This is a genomic window from Sphingomonas sp. 28-62-20 (assembly GCF_002281505.1).
Map to the genome: position 1 here is coordinate 38,563 of NZ_NCGH01000024.1, position 15,631 is coordinate 54,193.

At 62.5% G+C, this 15,631-nt stretch carries 19 protein-coding genes; all 19 read right to left on the bottom strand.

All coding sequences use genetic code 11. The annotated features are described in order from the left end of the window. Positions 1-14 precede the first annotated feature (14 nt). A complete protein-coding gene (locus B7Y43_RS16560; protein WP_374132783.1) occupies positions 15-1,223 on the bottom strand; it encodes an ABC transporter permease in 1,209 nt (402 codons plus the stop codon). After that, complete coding sequence (locus B7Y43_RS16565) at positions 1,223-1,945, bottom strand: ABC transporter ATP-binding protein (protein ID WP_374132801.1); 723 nt, start codon at positions 1,943-1,945, stop codon at positions 1,223-1,225. The genes B7Y43_RS16560 and B7Y43_RS16565 overlap by 1 nt, the downstream gene beginning before the upstream one ends. Before the next feature lie 13 nt (positions 1,946-1,958). Beyond that, positions 1,959-3,320: an efflux RND transporter periplasmic adaptor subunit gene (locus B7Y43_RS16570; protein ID WP_374132784.1), complete on the bottom strand. Its 1,362-nt coding sequence runs from the start codon at positions 3,318-3,320 to the stop codon at positions 1,959-1,961. A 25-nt stretch (positions 3,321-3,345) separates the two neighbouring features. After that, positions 3,346-4,779, bottom strand: a complete 1,434-nt coding sequence (locus tag B7Y43_RS16575; RefSeq protein ID WP_374132785.1) for an efflux transporter outer membrane subunit — start codon at positions 4,777-4,779, stop codon at positions 3,346-3,348. A gap of 73 nt (positions 4,780-4,852) precedes the next feature. Continuing rightward, positions 4,853-6,964 carry a biotin carboxylase N-terminal domain-containing protein gene (locus tag B7Y43_RS16580; RefSeq protein WP_374132802.1) on the bottom strand — a complete coding sequence of 704 codons (2,112 nt, stop codon included), beginning with the start codon at positions 6,962-6,964 and terminating at the stop codon, positions 4,853-4,855. After that, on the bottom strand, positions 6,961-7,188 hold the full coding sequence (locus tag B7Y43_RS16585; protein ID WP_374132803.1) for a hypothetical protein: 228 nt from the start codon (positions 7,186-7,188) through the stop codon (positions 6,961-6,963). Before B7Y43_RS16585 ends, B7Y43_RS16580 begins: the two co-directional genes overlap by 4 nt. A 124-nt stretch (positions 7,189-7,312) precedes the next feature. Beyond that, entirely contained in the window at positions 7,313-7,573 is a 261-nt protein-coding gene (locus tag B7Y43_RS16590) for a DUF2442 domain-containing protein (protein ID WP_374132786.1), read from the bottom strand. Further along, positions 7,557-7,790 (bottom strand): DUF4160 domain-containing protein, encoded by a 234-nt coding sequence (locus B7Y43_RS16595; protein ID WP_374132787.1) that lies wholly within the window; start codon positions 7,788-7,790, stop codon positions 7,557-7,559. Before B7Y43_RS16595 ends, B7Y43_RS16590 begins: the two co-directional genes overlap by 17 nt. After that, positions 7,791-8,183 carry a type II toxin-antitoxin system VapC family toxin gene (locus tag B7Y43_RS16600; RefSeq protein WP_374132788.1) on the bottom strand — a complete coding sequence of 131 codons (393 nt, stop codon included), beginning with the start codon at positions 8,181-8,183 and terminating at the stop codon, positions 7,791-7,793. Next, positions 8,180-8,431, bottom strand: coding sequence for a type II toxin-antitoxin system VapB family antitoxin (locus B7Y43_RS16605; protein WP_374132789.1), 252 nt, complete (start codon positions 8,429-8,431; stop codon positions 8,180-8,182). Before B7Y43_RS16605 ends, B7Y43_RS16600 begins: the two co-directional genes overlap by 4 nt. Positions 8,432-8,490: 59 nt before the next feature. Then, positions 8,491-9,483 (bottom strand): biotin synthase BioB, encoded by a 993-nt coding sequence (bioB, locus tag B7Y43_RS16610; RefSeq protein WP_374132790.1) that lies wholly within the window; start codon positions 9,481-9,483, stop codon positions 8,491-8,493. Then, positions 9,480-9,833 carry a hypothetical protein gene (locus B7Y43_RS16615; protein ID WP_374132791.1) on the bottom strand — a complete coding sequence of 118 codons (354 nt, stop codon included), beginning with the start codon at positions 9,831-9,833 and terminating at the stop codon, positions 9,480-9,482. The genes bioB and B7Y43_RS16615 overlap by 4 nt, the downstream gene beginning before the upstream one ends. Beyond that, positions 9,830-12,088 (bottom strand): methylmalonyl-CoA mutase, encoded by a 2,259-nt coding sequence (gene scpA / locus B7Y43_RS16620; protein WP_374132792.1) that lies wholly within the window; start codon positions 12,086-12,088, stop codon positions 9,830-9,832. Before scpA ends, B7Y43_RS16615 begins: the two co-directional genes overlap by 4 nt. A gap of 202 nt (positions 12,089-12,290) precedes the next feature. Then, a complete protein-coding gene (locus B7Y43_RS16625; RefSeq protein WP_374132793.1) occupies positions 12,291-13,073 on the bottom strand; it encodes an enoyl-CoA hydratase-related protein in 783 nt (260 codons plus the stop codon). Positions 13,074-13,202: 129 nt separating this feature from the next. After that, a complete protein-coding gene (mce, locus tag B7Y43_RS16630; protein ID WP_374132794.1) occupies positions 13,203-13,622 on the bottom strand; it encodes a VOC family protein in 420 nt (139 codons plus the stop codon). Further along, positions 13,619-13,831, bottom strand: a complete 213-nt coding sequence (locus tag B7Y43_RS16635) for a hypothetical protein (protein WP_374132795.1) — start codon at positions 13,829-13,831, stop codon at positions 13,619-13,621. The genes mce and B7Y43_RS16635 overlap by 4 nt, the downstream gene beginning before the upstream one ends. Then, positions 13,828-14,115, bottom strand: a complete 288-nt coding sequence (locus B7Y43_RS16640) for a hypothetical protein (protein ID WP_374132796.1) — start codon at positions 14,113-14,115, stop codon at positions 13,828-13,830. The genes B7Y43_RS16635 and B7Y43_RS16640 overlap by 4 nt, the downstream gene beginning before the upstream one ends. Before the next feature lie 99 nt (positions 14,116-14,214). After that, positions 14,215-14,733 (bottom strand): hypothetical protein, encoded by a 519-nt coding sequence (locus B7Y43_RS16645; RefSeq protein WP_374132797.1) that lies wholly within the window; start codon positions 14,731-14,733, stop codon positions 14,215-14,217. A 9-nt stretch (positions 14,734-14,742) separates the two neighbouring features. Beyond that, positions 14,743-15,631, bottom strand: an 889-nt coding sequence (locus tag B7Y43_RS16650) for an acyl-CoA carboxylase subunit beta (RefSeq protein WP_374132798.1), incomplete at its 5' end; no start/stop codon positions are given.

The following is a 15,631-nucleotide window of genomic DNA, read 5'->3' on the forward strand; positions in this document are numbered from 1 at the left end:
CAGCTGGCGCTTGCCTATTCGTGGCGCAGCGCGTCGATCGGGTTGAGGCCGGCGGCGCGGCGCGCGGGAAAATAGCCGAAAATCACCCCGATCATCGCCGAAATTGCAAAGGCGATGATGTTGATCTGCGGATCAAACAGCCAGCTGACCTTCAGCACCGGCACCAGCAGCAATATCACCCCTTGTGCGACGACCAGGCCTATCAACCCACCCAGGCACGATAGCGCAATCGCCTCGATCAGAAACTGCATCAGCACCTCGCGCGCAACCGCGCCGATGGCGAGGCGGATACCGATTTCGCGAGTCCGTTCGGTCACCGACACCAGCATGATGTTCATGATGCCGATCCCGCCGACGATCAGGCTGATAGAGGCCACCGCCGTGACGATGCCCGTCAACAGCCCGGTGGTTGTCGCCACGGTATCGTTGATCTGTTTGGTATCGAACACGAAGAAATCATCGTCTTTGCCGGGCGTAATCCCGCGTCGTTCCTTGAGCAATTCAGTTACCGCCGATTGCACACGCGTGGTCGAATAGGCCTGATCGACGCCGACCAGCATCAGCCGGACGTCGCGGTTGCCGGTCAATCGACGTTGTACCATTTTCAGCGGCATCAGCACGATATCGTCCTGATCGCCGCCAAAGCCGGCCTGGCCACGCGCTGACAACACGCCGATGACATCGCAGCTGACGCCCGCAATTCGCATCCGCGTGCCAAGCGGATCAGCGTCACGGTACAGGTTTTTTTTGACCGTATTCCCCAGCAAGCAAACCGATTTGCCCGCCTGTTCCTCCTGGGTCGTAAAGGTGCGGCCAGCGACCAGCGGCCAGGGCTGGACCCGGAAATAACTATTGTCGGTGCCATTGATCGTGGTCGACCAATTGGCGCCTTCATAGATGGCGGTGCCGCTCGATTGGGCCTGGGCCGCGACTGCTGTTACGCCCGCGATCTGCTGGCGGATCGCGATGACGTCGCCTGCTTTGAAATCGGGTGGGCGCGGGCCGCCGCCGCCGCGTCCAAAGCCCTGGCCGGGACGAATCTGCAGGATATTGGTGCCAAGCGAGGCGATCGAGGCCTGCACGGCCGCCGTCGTCGCCCGGCCAAGCGTGACCATCGTCACCACCGCCGCAACACCGATGATGATGCCCAGCGTCGTCAGGAACGAACGCAATTTGTGGCGTGCGATCGAGCGCAGGGCGAGCAGGATGGTGGTGAAAAACATTAGGCCGTTACCGCCGTGCGCTTGCCGGTTTCGATCCGTTCGACCAGCCCGTCTTTGAAATGAATGATCGTGTTGGCATAGGCCGCCATCTCGCCTTCATGCGTGACCATCAGCACGGTAATGCCAAGGGTACGATTGAGCGTGGTGAGCAGGTCCATGATTTCCAGCGATCGTTCGGAATCGAGATTACCCGTCGGCTCATCAGCGAGCAGCACATCGGGATTGGTAACAAGCGCACGGGCAATCGCCACGCGCTGCTGTTGACCGCCGGACAGTTCCGCAGGCGTATGGTCCCACCACGGCGCGAGCCCAACCTTATCGAGGGCCGCCATCGCCGCGTCATGGCGTTCCTTGCGCGCGTCGCCGCGATAAAGCAGCGGCAGCTCGACATTTTCGAGCGCTGTCGTCCGCGCGAGCAGGTTGAAGCCCTGAAAAACGAAACCCAGATATTTGCGGCGCAACAGCGCGCGATCATCGCGGTCTAGCGTTTCGACATGGTGGCCCTTGAACAGGAAAGTGCCTGCGGTGGGCACGTCGAGACAGCCCAGAATATTCATCGTCGTCGATTTGCCCGATCCTGACGGGCCCATCACCGCAACAAAATCGCCCTCAACAATATCCAGGTCGACGCCCTTCAGCGCCTGAAACGCCGTCGGGCCCGTGCCATATTCCTTGGTGACCCCGCGCAGCGAGATCAGCGGCGGGCGACCGGCCGAAGACATTGGCGCAGGGGCGTTACTGGCCACCGCCCGCCCCGCTACGTTGCCGCGCACCAGCGCCACCGCTGGCCGCCGCACCCGCCGCCAACTGACCGGTCACCACCTTCATCCCCGGCTTTAGCGGGCCGCTCGTGACCTCAGTCATTGATCCATTGGTGTTCCCGGTGACGATGCTGGTTTCCTTCAGGCTGCCATCGGCCTGTTGGACATAAATGGTCTGGGTCGACCCACGACCAATAGTTGCGGTCCGTTCGCCACTCCGCCGCAGGCGTGGCGGGCCAAAGGCACTGGCGATGCCACCGCCCTGTGCCCCCGCAGCGCCCTCACCCGGCCGAAAACGCAGCGCCGCATTGGGGATCAGCAGGACATTTTCTTTGCGGGTGGTGGTGATATCGGCCGTCGCCGTCATGCCGGGCCGGAGCTTGATGTCGGGATTGGAGACCGCCAGCGTGGCGCTATAGCTCACGACCTGGTTGGTCGTCGTGGTGGTTGTCGTCGCTGATTGCGCAGACAGATTGGACCCCAGATCAACGCGCGTGATCGTGGCGGGGAAGGTCGCACCGGGAAAGGCATCGACGGTAAAGTCGGCTTGCTGCCCGGCCATGACTTCGCCGACATCGGCTTCGTCAATCGCTACCTCCAGCTTCATTCGGGTGAGATCTTCAGCGATCACGAACAAAGTCGGCGTATTGAACGAGGCCGCCACCGTTTGCCCAGGTTCAACCTGACGCGCGAGGATGACGCCGTTGACCGGCGATCGGATCACCGCGCGGACAAGATTATACTGATTAGACGACAGCGTAGCGCGCGCGGCGCTAACATTGGCCTGGGCCGCGCGGACATTGGCGACAGCCCGGTCGCGATCGGCAATGGCCTGCTCCATTTCGGTCTTGGCCGGCACCCGCCCTTGCGACAAGCGACTGACTTCCTGCAACCGCGCCAGCTGCGCGCTCGACTGGGCAAGCGTCGCCTGCGCCTGTGCTACGGAAGCAATGCTTGAATTGAGCTGGGCGCTGCTCTGGTTGACCGAATCCTGAAAACGCTGCGGATCAATGATCGCGATCGGCTGCCCCTTGGTCACCCGATCATTGACGTCGACAAGCACTTTCGAAACCAACCCCGACACTTCCGAGCCGACATCGACCTGATTGGTCGGCGCGAGCTTGCCCGTCGCCGCAACCGAGACGACCAACACGCCCTTTTGCGCGGTTTCGGTGGCGTAACTGGGTTTAGCCGCCGGAGCGAACAGCCGCATCGCCAACAAAATCAGCAGAATGACGCCGATCGCGACCAACACCCATTTACCGATCCGGCGCCAGGCGGGCACTTCCCGCTTGCCGAGAAAATCGTTCAGATCGGGTGCGCTTGCTTTGGCCATTGCGATTCCTGGGCGAGTCCTGGGGCTATTGGGCGGGGAGTTCGGGCGGGACAGCACTGTCCCATCCGCCGCCAAGGGCGAGATATAGTTGAACGAGCGCCTGAGCCTGATCAGCGCGCGCGGTGTTCAAGCCGCTTTGCGCCGAGAGCAGACTGGATTCGCTGTTGTTGAGCGTCGTGATATCGGTGAGGCCAGCACGATATTGGCTACGTGCCAGGATTGCGGCGTTGGTCGATGCATCGACCGCAATCGCGAAATCGCGCTGGCGGGCCTGCGCGGTCGCCAATGCCGTCAGCGCGTTTTCGACATCTTCCAGCGCGGTCAACACGGTGCTTTGATAGGCCGCCAGCGATTCTTCAGCAGCGGCACGGCGTGATCGAACGATCGACCGGTTACGCCCGGCATCGAAGATGGTTTGGGCAAGGCTGCCGATGATCCGTCCGGTGACAATATCAGCCAGCGTGCTGATCGTGCCGGCATTGGTGCTGATGCTCGCGCCGATATTCAGCGCGGGATAGAGATCGGCCTGGGCAACGCCGATCCGCGCCGTCGCCGCCGCCAGATTACGCTCTGCCGCGCGGACATCAGGCCGCAGCCGGATGATGTCGGCCGGCACGCCAACCGGGATCGCGGCGGGCCCTTCCGGGATGGGCTTGTTTGCGGTCAATTCGGCCTTCAGCGCGCCGGGGGCTTGCCCAGTCAACACGCCAAGGCGATTGGCGGCCTGCTGGAAATTCTGTTCAAAGCTGGGGATCTGCGTTGCCGTCTGCGCGCGCTGGGCGCGGGACTGTTCGGCATCGAGCGACGACACCAAACCGGCCTGGACCCGGAAGCCTGCAATATCGAGATTATCGTCCTGAATGGCCAGACTGCCGCGCGCAATCGCCGCGCTGGCCTGGGCCGAGCGCGCCAGAATATAATTGCGCGCGACTTCGGCAGCGATTGAATTCTGGACATCAGAAAGCGTAAACTGGCTGGCCTGCAACGCCCCGCGCTGTGCCTCTACCCCGCGACGGACCCCACCAAAAATGTCCAGCTGATAATTGGCATCGGCGCTGATCGAGTAATTTTCGTTGACGATGCCGGCATTGGTGATGTTGCCAAAGCTGCGCCCGCGTATGTTGATGTTGCGCGAATAGCCAAGCGAGGCGCTGACATTTGGGAGCAAGCTGGCGCGCGACTGGATCAGCCCTTCCCGCGCCTGGCGTAAGCGCGCAACGGCCTGGGCAATATCGAGATTTCGTTCCAGCGCTTGGTCGATAATGCTCGTCAGCTGTGGGTCGTTGAAACTCGTCCACCAGCGCCGTCCATCCCCCACCGGCCCCGGCACAGCAGCCGTACTATAGGCATCGGGAACCGCCAGCTTGCCAAGCGATGGCGGGGCATAGTTTGGGCCAACCGCACAAGCACCGAGCGGCACGATGACAAGGGCGGACAAAGCAAGACGCAAGCGCAGCATGCCGGTGACCTATCCGGCTATAGCAAGGGCGTCCAACGGATTATTGTCGCAAAATGTCACAATGCCGGGAACTTTAATCAATCTCCAGAATCACCGCATCCACCGCCAGACTATCGCCCGGCGCGGCGCTGACTGATTTGACCGTACCGGCCTTTTCAGCGCGCAGGATGTTCTCCATTTTCATGGCCTCGACGACGGCCAATGGCTGGCCGAGTTCGACCTTGTCGCCCGCCGCAACATCAAGCCGCATCAGCAGCCCCGGCATCGGGCAGAGCAGGAAGCGCGACAGATCGGGCGGGACCTTTTCGATCAAGTGCCGCGCATAGGGCGCAACATGCGCGGGCAGGGTGCGCACAACATGGCTTGCACCGCGCGTGGTGAGCTTGAAGCCGGTGCGGGTGCGGGCGATCTTGACGATCAGCGGGGCGCCATCAACCTCCGCTTCGACCACCCGGTCGCCCGGCGTGTATTCCATTGCCAGATCAAGCGGGGTGCCATCGACGGTGATCTCGTCCTCGTCGAGTTCGATATTATGATCGACGCCGTCGATCCGCACGGTCCAGTCAGCGGGCGGCTGGAGCCGATCGCCGAGCTGCCCGTCGCTGCGGCGCGCGCGGTCTGCCTCGGCGGTAGCGGCAAAGGCAGCAATCGCCGAGAGCGAGCGAAGCAGATCGGGTGATGCAGGCGCGCCGTGGAAGCCTTGTGGATATTCCTCAGCAATGAACCCTGTCGTGATGTTGCCTGAGCGGAAGCGCGGATGCTGCATCAACGCCGACAGGAAATCGATATTATTGCCCGGCCCGTCGATCTCGAACGCATCGAGCGCGGCGATCTGCGCATCGATCGCGCCCAAGCGGGTGGGCGCCCAGGTGATCAGCTTGGCGATCATCGGATCGTAGAAGATGCTGACTTCGCGGCCCTCCTGCACGCCATCATCGACGCGGGTATAGGGCTCAAGCCCCTCCCCTTCAGGGGAGGGGTTGGGGGTGGGGGCTGTCAGTCTCACCGAGTCGGCGCTTGGGGAAAGTCCCCACCCCAACCCCTCCCCTGAAGGGGAGGGGCTTGAATATGGCGTACCCTCACTCTCCGGCGGATTATACCGCACTAGCCGTCCCGTGCTCGGCAAGAAGCCGCGATACGGATCCTCGGCGTACACCCGGTTCTCGACCGCCCAGCCATTGATGCCGATCTGGTCTTGCGTGAAAGGCAGCGCCTCCCCCGCCGCCACGCGGATCATCTGTTCGACGAGATCGATGCCGGTGATCGCCTCGGTCACCGGATGCTCGACCTGGAGCCGAGTGTTCATTTCGAGGAAGTAGAACCCCTCCCCGCTCGTATCCGCACCCGACACGATCAACTCGACCGTCCCGGCGGAATAATAGCCGACCGCACGCGCCAGCGCGACGGCCTGCTCGCCCATCGCTTTGCGCATCTTGGGCGTCACGAACGGCGACGGGGCTTCCTCGACCACCTTCTGATGACGGCGCTGGATGCTGCATTCGCGCTCGTTGAGGTAGAGGATATTGCCGTGCTGATCGCCGAGCAGCTGGATTTCGATGTGGCGCGGGCTTTCGATGAATTTCTCGATGAACACGCGGTCGTCGCCGAAGCTGGCGAGCCCCTCGCGCTTGGTCGCCTCAAAGCCCTCGCGGACGTCCTGCTCGGAGTATGCCAGCCGCATCCCCTTACCGCCGCCGCCGGCCGAGGCCTTCATCATGACGGGAAAGCCGATGTCGGTCGCGATCTTCACCGCCTCATCGGTGTCAGCAATCTCGCCCAGAAAGCCGGGCACGACATTGACGCCGGCGGCCTTGGCGAGCTTCTTCGATTCGATCTTGTCGCCCATCGCCGCGATCGCGCCCGGCGGCGGCCCGACAAAGGCGATCCCCGCCTCAGCACAGGCCCGCGCGAAACTCTCGCGTTCGGACAGGAAGCCATAACCGGGGTGGATGCAATCCGCGCCAGTCGCCCTGGCAGCGGCGAGGATGAGATCGGCCTTGAGATAGGATTCCGCCGCCGGTGCCGGCCCGAGGCGTATGGCTTCGTCCGCCATCAGGACGTGGGGGGAGCGCGCGTCGGCGTCGGAATAGACCGCGACGGTCGCGAGGCCCATGCGCTTGGCCGTGCGGAACACGCGACACGCGATTTCACCACGATTGGCGACAAGGATTTTTTTGAGCATTATTTTTCCAACATTCTCGTGCGATAAAAATATGCAGCCATCGCCAAAAAGCCGACTCCCAGCCCAATTTGGACTAAAGTCAGCGACGTCAAATCGCAAATTTCAACGCTATCGGGTGTGAAACCGCAGGTGCGTATCGCCGTCACAAAGACTGCCGCAGCCGAAAAGATACCGTAGGCGAAAGCCCAAAAAACGAAACTCAAAAGGAGCTTGATGGCGGGTTTCACGCCACCTCCAGATTTTCGTCACCCCGGACTTGTTCCGGGGCCCACCGCGCAACAAGCGACGGCGTAGCGGGTGGAGAAGTGGCCCCCGGAACAAGTCCGGGGTGACGGTTAGGACTTTGGGTGGTCACGCCGCCTTCACCGCAGGCGCACCGCGCAGCAGTCCTTCGGTGCTCAAATCCTCGTCGATCTCGGGCCAGTGAATACCATAGCCCGCGCCCGCCTTTTTCCACGCCGCCCGCTGCGCTGCCGTCGCGTGCAACAGGCGCGGGTACCAGGCGAGCGGCACCGAAATCGTCCGCCCATCCATCAAGTCGACAATCAGGCTTGCCTCGTCGAAGCGCACGTCGAGCACGCGCTCGTCGGTGATCTTAGCCGAAATATTCATGCCATGCCTCCAACAGCAACGCCCGGTTCGCTTCGACCATAGCGACAATGCCACCGATCTCGTGCGCGCGAAAGCCACGACTCTTGGCGACCTCCACCGGATCGAGCCACACCTTGATCGTTGCATCGCCGTGATCGATGTGAATGTGCGGCGGCTCGTTCGGTTCGTGGCTGTAGAAGTAGAAGCGGAAAGCCCCGATGCGCAGGACCGTGGGCATTTACCCCACCCTCGCCACACCCGCATGCACAAAGTCCTCGCCCTTGAACAGCAACGGCTCGCCGCGCTCCATCGCCAGCGCGTAGGCGAAGCAATCGCCGAAATTGAGCCGCGCCCGATGCCCGCTGCCCTTGCCGAAGTCCCGATAGGCCTGCCGGGCGATGCGTACCTGCGATTCCGTTACCGGCGCAATGCCAATGCCCAGACTATCGAGCAAGGCATCAAGCCCGGCACTCAACACCGGATCGCGATCGCGATCGATGACGATGGCCGCTTCAAGATAGTTTCCGGCGGACATTTCAGGTCGTGATTGCTGTGCAAGTACTGTCGAAAAGCGCGCCGCCTCGGCTTCCTCTCGCACGATGGCGACGATGACGGAACTGTCGACAATCATTTCGGCAAACCATTCTCGTCGTAGAGGAAATCATCAATGTCCAACGCGAGCGTTTCCGGGCTCATCCGCGCCCGCATATCGCGGGCGATCGCCATGACACGCTCGAGCCTCTCATCTTTCGTCAGTTCGCGCTGCCGCGCCCGCAGTGCCTCGAGCACCACCTGCGTGAGCGTTTCACCCGTGCGGCCCGCGATTTCGGTCGCCAGCGCATAGGCTTCATCACTCTTGATGTTCATCTGCGCGCCCATGGCTCTACCTTTCTTTGCGACTTGGGTAGAATAGCATAAGGGGACCGTCCGGCAAGCCTTTAAGCCGCCGCCACCCGCATCGGTTCCTCGCCCGCCATCGGTCGCAACCCCAGCTTTTCGAACATCGCGCCGTCCGCGCTGTCGCCGCGATTGCCGGTGGTCAGCAGCTTGTCGCCGGTGAAGATCGAGTTCGCGCCCGCCATGAAGCACAAAGCCTGCGTCGCCTCGCTCATGCTCTCGCGGCCTGCTGACAATCGCACCATGCTCAGCGGCATGGTGATCCGCGCGACCGCCACCGTCCGCACAAATTCGATATCGTCGATCTTCGCCAGCGGCGTATCCGCCAACATATCCCCCAACACCGTGCCCTTGACCGGCACCAGCGCATTCACCGGCACGCTCTCCGGATGGCGCGGCAGCGTGGCAAGCGCGTGGACAAAGCCCACCCTGTCGCTCCGCGTTTCCCCCATCCCCACAATCCCACCGCAGCAGACGTTGATCCCCGCTGCACGGACATGCTCGAGTGTATCGAGACGATCCTCAAAGGTGCGGGTGGTGATGACGTTGCCGTAATTTTCCGGCGAGGTATCGATATTGTGGTTGTAATAATCGAGCCCCGCATCGGCCAACTGGCGCGCCTGATGCGGCTCGAGCATCCCAAGCGTCATGCACGTCTCCAGCCCCATCGCCTTCACGCCTGCGACCATCTGCACGACCGCGTCCATGTCGCGGTCCTTGGGGTTGCGCCAGGCGGCGCCCATGCAGAAGCGCTGCGATCCGCTCGCCTTGGCCTCGGCAGCGGCGGCGAGCACGGCTTCGACCTCCATCAGCTTGTCGGCCTTTAGCCCGGAGTCGGCGGAGACGCTTTGCGAGCAATAACCGCAATCCTCGGGGCAGCCGCCGGTCTTGATCGACAGCAGCGTGCAAAGCTGCACCTCGCCGGCCGCGTGATGCGCGCGGTGGACGGCCTGCGCGCGCCACATCAGCTCGTCAAACGGCAGATCGAACAGCGAGGCGATCTCGGCGCGGGTCCAGTCGGTGCGTAAGCTCATAGCATTTCCTTGATCCAGATGACGAGGAAGCCGCCGACGCCGATGCCGAGGAACATCATGGCAAGCTGGCTGTTGGTCCAAGCGCCCCGACCGACCGGCTGATCACGCTGGCGCGCCCGCAAGATGCTGGCGCTGCAACTGAGCGAACACAAGCCCGAGAGCGCCAAGCAGGCGAGCATCATCGCCACGACCAGGCCAGGAATTCTTTGGCCTTGCGCCGACTGCGCCAGCGACACGATCCCGCCCAGGCCGAACAGCGCGAGCGACAGCAGATGCTTCGAATAGTCATAGAGCAGGAATATCTTGTCCTGCGAAGGATCGGGCTCAACCGCAACGGCTACGTCGCTCATTCTGCAGCCTCACTCTCTGGCGGCATGTTGTGACCCAACAGCTTCAGCACTTCGGCCGCCGCGTTGATCAGGTTGGTGCCGGGGCCGAAAATCGCCTGTACCCCCGCCTCGCGCAGGAAATCATAATCCTGCGCTGGGATGACGCCGCCGGCGATGACCTTGATGTCGGCGCGGCCGGCATCCTTGAGCAGGCCGATCAGTTCGGGGATCAACGTCTTGTGCCCCGCCGCGAGCGACGACGCGCCGACCACATCGACGTCATGCTCGATCGCCAGTGCGGCTGCCTCGCGCGGGGTCTGGAACAGTGGCCCGGGGACGATCTCAAAACCCAGATCGCCGAACATGCTGCTCACCAGATTGGCGCCGCGATCATGCCCGTCCTGCCCCATCTTGGCGACGAGCATGCGCGGCTTCCGGCCCAGCCGCCGTTCGGTCGCATCGACGCCGTCGACCAGATTGGCCCAGCGTGCATCGTCGCCATAGGCACCGCCATAGATGCCGCTGACCGGCGTCGGGCTGGTGGCATAGCGGCCGAACGCGTCCTCCATCGCCGAAGAAATCTCGCCCAGCGTCGCGCGGGCACGGGCACAATCGATCGCGAGGGCGAGCAGGTTGTTCTCCAATCCTCCCCGGGACGGGGAGGTGGCAGCCGCAGGCTGACGGAGGGGGGTATCCTCAAGCGAGGCAGGCGTCTGGGGCACGCCCCCTCCACCATGCTGCGCATGGTCCCCCTCCCCATTCTGGGGAGGATTTTTTGCCCCCGCACGCAACGCGTCCAGCGCCGTGCGGCACGCATCCTCATCCCGCCCCGCCTTCACCCGCTCGATCCGCGCGATCTGGCCAGCGCGCACCGCGACGTTATCCACGTCGAGAATGTCGATCGCGTCCTGCTCGGCAAGGGCATATTTGTTGACGCCGACGATCACGTCCTCGCCGCGATCGACCCGTGCCTGACGCGCAGCGGCGGCTTCCTCGATCATCGCCTTGGGCCAGCCCGCCGCGACGGCCTTGGCCATACCGCCTTCGCCATCGACGCGCTCGATGATCGCCCAGGCCTTGTCGACCAGCTCCGCCGTCAGCGCCTCGACATAATAACTGCCGCCAAGTGGATCGACGACCTTGGTGATGCCGGTTTCCTCCTGCAGCACGATTTGCGTGTTGCGGGCGATGCGCGCGGAAAAATCGGTGGGCAGCGCAATCGCCTCGTCAAGCGCGTTGGTGTGGAGCGATTGCGTGCCGCCAAGCGCCGCCGCCATCGCCTCCACCGTCGTGCGGATCACGTTGTTATAGGGATCCTGCTCGGTCAGCGAGACGCCCGACGTCTGGCAATGCGTGCGCAGCATCTTACTCCGCTCGTCCTTCGCGCCAAGCTCGGTCATCACCCGGTGCCACAAAGTGCGCGCGGCACGCAGCTTGGCGACCTCCATGAAGAAGTTCATGCCGATCGCAAAGAAGAAGCTCAGCCGCCCGGCGAACGCGTCGATATCGAGCCCCGCCGCCATCGCCGCCTTGGCATATTCGCGGCCATCGGCGATCGTGAAAGCGAGCTCCTGCACCTGCGTCGCGCCGGCTTCCTGCATATGGTAGCCGCTGATCGAAATGCTGTTGAACTTCGGCATGTTGGCCGAGGTATAGGCGATGATGTCCGCGATGATCCGCATCGATGGCTCGGGCGGAAAGATATAGGTGTTGCGGACCATGAACTCCTTCAGAATATCGTTCTGAATCGTCCCGTCGAGCAGCGTCTGTGGCACGCCCTGTTCCTCACCCGCCACGATGAAGAAGGCGAGGATCGGGATCACCGCGCCGTTCATCGTCATGCTGACGCTCATCTTGTCGAGCGGGATGCCGTCGAACAGGATCTTCATGTCGTCGATCGTGCCCGTCACGCGCGGGTGATCGCTGTCGTATCCCCGGTGCGTGGCGAGATCGAACGCGACGCTCAGGCCCTTTTGCCCGGCGGCCAGGTTGCGCCGGTAAAAAGCGTTCGATTCCTCGGCGGTGCTGAACCCGGCATATTGGCGGATCGTCCAGGCGCGCCCGGCATACATGCTGGCGCGCACCCCGCGCGTGAACGGCGCGAACCCAGGCAGGCCGGGGTCGATGCCCACGACATCTTCCGCTGTATAGAGCGGCTTGACCGCGATCCCCTCGGGCGTGTGCCAGGTGAGATCGGCGCCTTTCACTTCCTTGGCGGCAAGGGCCTGCCAGTCGGCAAGGGTGGGTTCGGGCGATGAAGCTGGCTGATCCGTCATCTTGTTACTCTAACCCCGTCCGTTCATCCTGAGTAGCCATTGAGCTTGTCGAAATGGCATATCGAAGGAAATGCGCAGCGCATCGTACTTCGATAAGCAGTCAGGTGAAACATGCCCCGCATGTTTCAGGATCGTCCGGGGGACGATCCGACCTGCTGCTCCTCGACAAGCTCAGCCCCTACTCAGTACAAACGGTTGAGATCTATTGCCCCTTGAACACTGCTTTGCGCTTTTGCAGGAAGCTGATCGCGCCTTCAACTGCGTCTGCTGACTGCCCGGCGATCGACTGGCGGTCTGCTTCACCCGCCATTGCGGTTGCATAATCGCTCTCCAGCGCTGCCGCGAGGCCCTGCCGCATCAGCCCCAACGCCAGCGTAGGCCCGGCGGCAAGCCGCGTCGCCAGCGTCATCGCCTCTTCGCGCAACACCGCATCGGGCACGCATTTATAGATCAGGCCCCATGCCGCCGCCTTCGGCCCGTGGATGCGCTCGCCGAGCAGCATCATCTCCGTGGCGCGCGCCTTACCCACTAACCGCGCGAGCATCCATGACGCGCCGCCATCGGGCACCAGCCCGATATTGACGAACGCCTGCAGGAAATAGCCGCTCTCACCCGCAATGCAGAAATCGGCCGCGAGCGCGAGGCTGCAGCCAATGCCCGCCGCCGGGCCATTCACCGCGCTGACGATTGGCACCGGTGCATGCGCGATCTTGAGCATCGTCGGATTATAGCTGTTGGTCAGCGATTGCTTGGCGCGATCAGCAGGCGACGCCTGCGCCGTATCGCGCCCCGCGAGATCAGCACCCGAACAAAAAGCGCGCCCTTCGCCCGTGATCAACACCGCGCGCGCGCCATCCAGATGGTCAAGCGCATGGGCGATTTCCTCGAACATCGCGGGCGGCGCTGCATTCAACCGCTCGGGCCGGTTGAGGGTGAGGACAAGGACGTCGCCCTCTCGCTCTGTACGGATCATTTCATAGCGCATCTGACATCCCCTGAGCAGCATATTCTGATTAGGAGAATGCAATGATCCCCCCGAAATTGCAATCACCCGGATTGATTTCGAATAAAGGGTATGCTCCCCCTCGGCGCTGCCGCTACGGCGCCGCAACGTTCAGTGGGCGGCTTTGGGCGTTTCCATAATCTCGGTCAGCACGCCACCCATATCCTTGGGGTGGACGAAAAAGATCAGCGTCCCGTGCGCGCCGATTCGCGGCTCGCCGAGCACCTTGGCGCCCTTCCCCTCAAACCAGGCCTTGGCTTCGTGGATATTGGGCACTTCGTAGCAAACATGATGCTGCCCGCCCGCCGGGTTCTTGGCGAGAAAGCCGTGGATGGGGGACGCCTCCCCCAACGGCTCGATCAACTCGATCTGCGTGTTAGGCGTATCGACGAAGCACACCTTCACGCCCTGCGCAGGCAGATCGAAGGGATCGTGGATTTTAGTCGCGCCGAGGATGTCGCGATACAGCGCGATGCTCGCCTCGATCGAGGGCGTCGCAACGCCGATATGGTTGAGGCGACCGAGTTTCATTCTTCGATCCTCCGCTGGCGGCTTGCCATTGCCGCGCCTTCAATAATGCCTTCCATACGAGAAACGCGGTCACGCAGCATGCCCATCGCTTCGGTCAAACCGTCCATATCGCTCGCCATCGTGGCCATCCGCTTATCGAGCTGATCGAGACGGGATTGCATCAAGATCACCGATTTCAGCGCGGTAAAGGCGTCGCCAAAGGCACTCATTTACGGACGCCGGTATCGCGCAGAAACGCATCGACGCGACTGTGAGTCGCATCGAGCCGCTCTATAATCCTTTCAATGGATGCGTTCATTTTTGGAATAGCTTCGTTGACCTGCTGAACCAGCGCTGCAAGTTCGGTTTCCTCGTCCGGCGTCGGCTGTCCAATATATTGGCTGGTCGCCTCCCGCACGACATGGCCAACCGACTGTCCATTGCGCGCCGCAAAGGCATCTAGCGCAGCTTTGTGATCGGGGGTGGTGAGGAAGGTCACACGTTCGGTCTGCATGGCATGCCTCCTTGGCATTACAATGTCATTGTAATGTTTGCCGGCATGGTGTGCAATAGCTGGGCGTCGCAACGCCAATATGGTTGAGGCGACCGAGCTTCACTTAGCGGTCGGTTTTACGGGTTGCGGGACGACGCCAAGTTCATAACCACATGCTGCCAGCACATCCTTGATGCCGGTGCCCGTCCCTGGCCCGACAAAGGTTGCCGACACGGTTTGCTCGCCATCCTTGGTGGAAACAGTGATCGACATGGCCTTGCTCATCGCCTCGGTCAGCTTGGTGACGGCAACGGTGCCGCGGTTCATCGTCGCTGACCCAGGAAACTCCCAAGGAAGATCAATCGGCGCAGCGCCATCGACACTGACCGAGACGAGATGATCGCCGCTCGCTGCGAGACCGGCCCGGGTGCGCATCTGAATCGAAACAACAGGCTCGCCGACCCGGTCGCACCGGACAACCAGCCGGGCATTGCGATCAGCACTATAGGCCAGCGCCGATGTCGATGTCGCACCGGTAGTCGCGTCGGTGCGCGTCACCGCGGTCCAGGGTGGCGCCGGGGGTGGGGGCGGCGCTGTTAAGGCGGTGGACTGAAGCAGCGCAAACAGGATGGAAATCATTACCGGCTCCTACAAGGGAATATTGTCGTGCTTCTTCCAAGGATTTTCGAGGCTCTTGTTCCGCAGCTTGCGCAGGCCAAGCGCCACGCGCCGCCGCGTCGAGTGCGGCTGGATCACCTCGTCGATAAAGCCCTTCGACGCTGCCACGAATGGGTTGGCAAACCGCGCCTCATATTCCGCTGTACGCTCAGCAATCTCCTCGGGCGTCTTGCCGCGAAAGATGATCTCAACCGCGCCCTTCGCGCCCATCACGGCGATTTCCGCCGTCGGCCAGGCGTAATTCAGGTCACCGCGCAGATGCTTCGATGCCATCACGTCATAGGCGCCGCCATAGGCCTTGCGCGTAATCACCGTGATCTTGGGCACCGTCGCCTCGGCATAAGCGAAGAGCAGTTTCGCGCCGTGCTTGATGATGCCGTTCAGTTCCTGCGCGGTGCCCGGCAGGAAACCAGGCACGTCGACGAACGTAATAATCGGAATTTCAAACGCATCGCAGAAGCGCACGAAGCGCGCCGCCTTTTTCGATGAGTTGATGTCGAGGCAGCCAGCCAGCACCATTGGCTGGTTGGCGACGACGCCCACGGTGCGCCCCTCAATCCGCCCGAAACCGACGATGATGTTGCCCGCATGCGCCGGCTGCACTTCGAAGAAATCGCCCTCGTCCACCGTTTTGCGGATCACTTCGTGCATGTCATAGGGCTGGTTGGCGTTCGCCGGGATCAGCAGGTCCAGGCTTTCCTCAAGCCGGTCCCATGGGTCTGCCGTCGGGCGTTCGGGCGCTGCGTCGCGGTTCGATGCGGGCAAGAAGTCCACGAAGTCGCGGGCCGCGAGCAGCGCTTCGATATCATCATCGAACGCAACATCGGCGACCCCCGACTTCGTGGTATGCGTCACGGCA

Coding starts and splice junctions, on each gene's coding strand:
- B7Y43_RS16565 (WP_374132801.1), bottom strand. CDS start 1,945: ATGTCTTCGGCCGGTCGCCCGCCGCTGATCTCGCTGCGCGGGGTCACC.
- B7Y43_RS16575 (WP_374132785.1), bottom strand. CDS start 4,779: ATGCTGCGCTTGCGTCTTGCTTTGTCCGCCCTTGTCATCGTGCCGCTC.
- B7Y43_RS16590 (WP_374132786.1), bottom strand. CDS start 7,573: ATGAATATTTCGGCTAAGATCACCGACGAGCGCGTGCTCGACGTGCGC.
- B7Y43_RS16640 (WP_374132796.1), bottom strand. CDS start 14,115: ATGCAGACCGAACGTGTGACCTTCCTCACCACCCCCGATCACAAAGCT.
- scpA (WP_374132792.1), bottom strand. CDS start 12,088: ATGACGGATCAGCCAGCTTCATCGCCCGAACCCACCCTTGCCGACTGG.
- B7Y43_RS16615 (WP_374132791.1), bottom strand. CDS start 9,833: ATGAGCGACGTAGCCGTTGCGGTTGAGCCCGATCCTTCGCAGGACAAG.
- B7Y43_RS16600 (WP_374132788.1), bottom strand. CDS start 8,183: ATGATTGTCGACAGTTCCGTCATCGTCGCCATCGTGCGAGAGGAAGCC.
- B7Y43_RS16605 (WP_374132789.1), bottom strand. CDS start 8,431: ATGGGCGCGCAGATGAACATCAAGAGTGATGAAGCCTATGCGCTGGCG.
- B7Y43_RS16635 (WP_374132795.1), bottom strand. CDS start 13,831: ATGAGTGCCTTTGGCGACGCCTTTACCGCGCTGAAATCGGTGATCTTG.
- B7Y43_RS16595 (WP_374132787.1), bottom strand. CDS start 7,790: ATGCCCACGGTCCTGCGCATCGGGGCTTTCCGCTTCTACTTCTACAGC.
- B7Y43_RS16625 (WP_374132793.1), bottom strand. CDS start 13,073: ATGCGCTATGAAATGATCCGTACAGAGCGAGAGGGCGACGTCCTTGTC.
- B7Y43_RS16645 (WP_374132797.1), bottom strand. CDS start 14,733: ATGATTTCCATCCTGTTTGCGCTGCTTCAGTCCACCGCCTTAACAGCG.
- B7Y43_RS16570 (WP_374132784.1), bottom strand. CDS start 3,320: ATGGCCAAAGCAAGCGCACCCGATCTGAACGATTTTCTCGGCAAGCGG.
- B7Y43_RS16560 (WP_374132783.1), bottom strand. CDS start 1,223: ATGTTTTTCACCACCATCCTGCTCGCCCTGCGCTCGATCGCACGCCAC.
- mce (WP_374132794.1), bottom strand. CDS start 13,622: ATGAAACTCGGTCGCCTCAACCATATCGGCGTTGCGACGCCCTCGATC.
- bioB (WP_374132790.1), bottom strand. CDS start 9,483: ATGAGCTTACGCACCGACTGGACCCGCGCCGAGATCGCCTCGCTGTTC.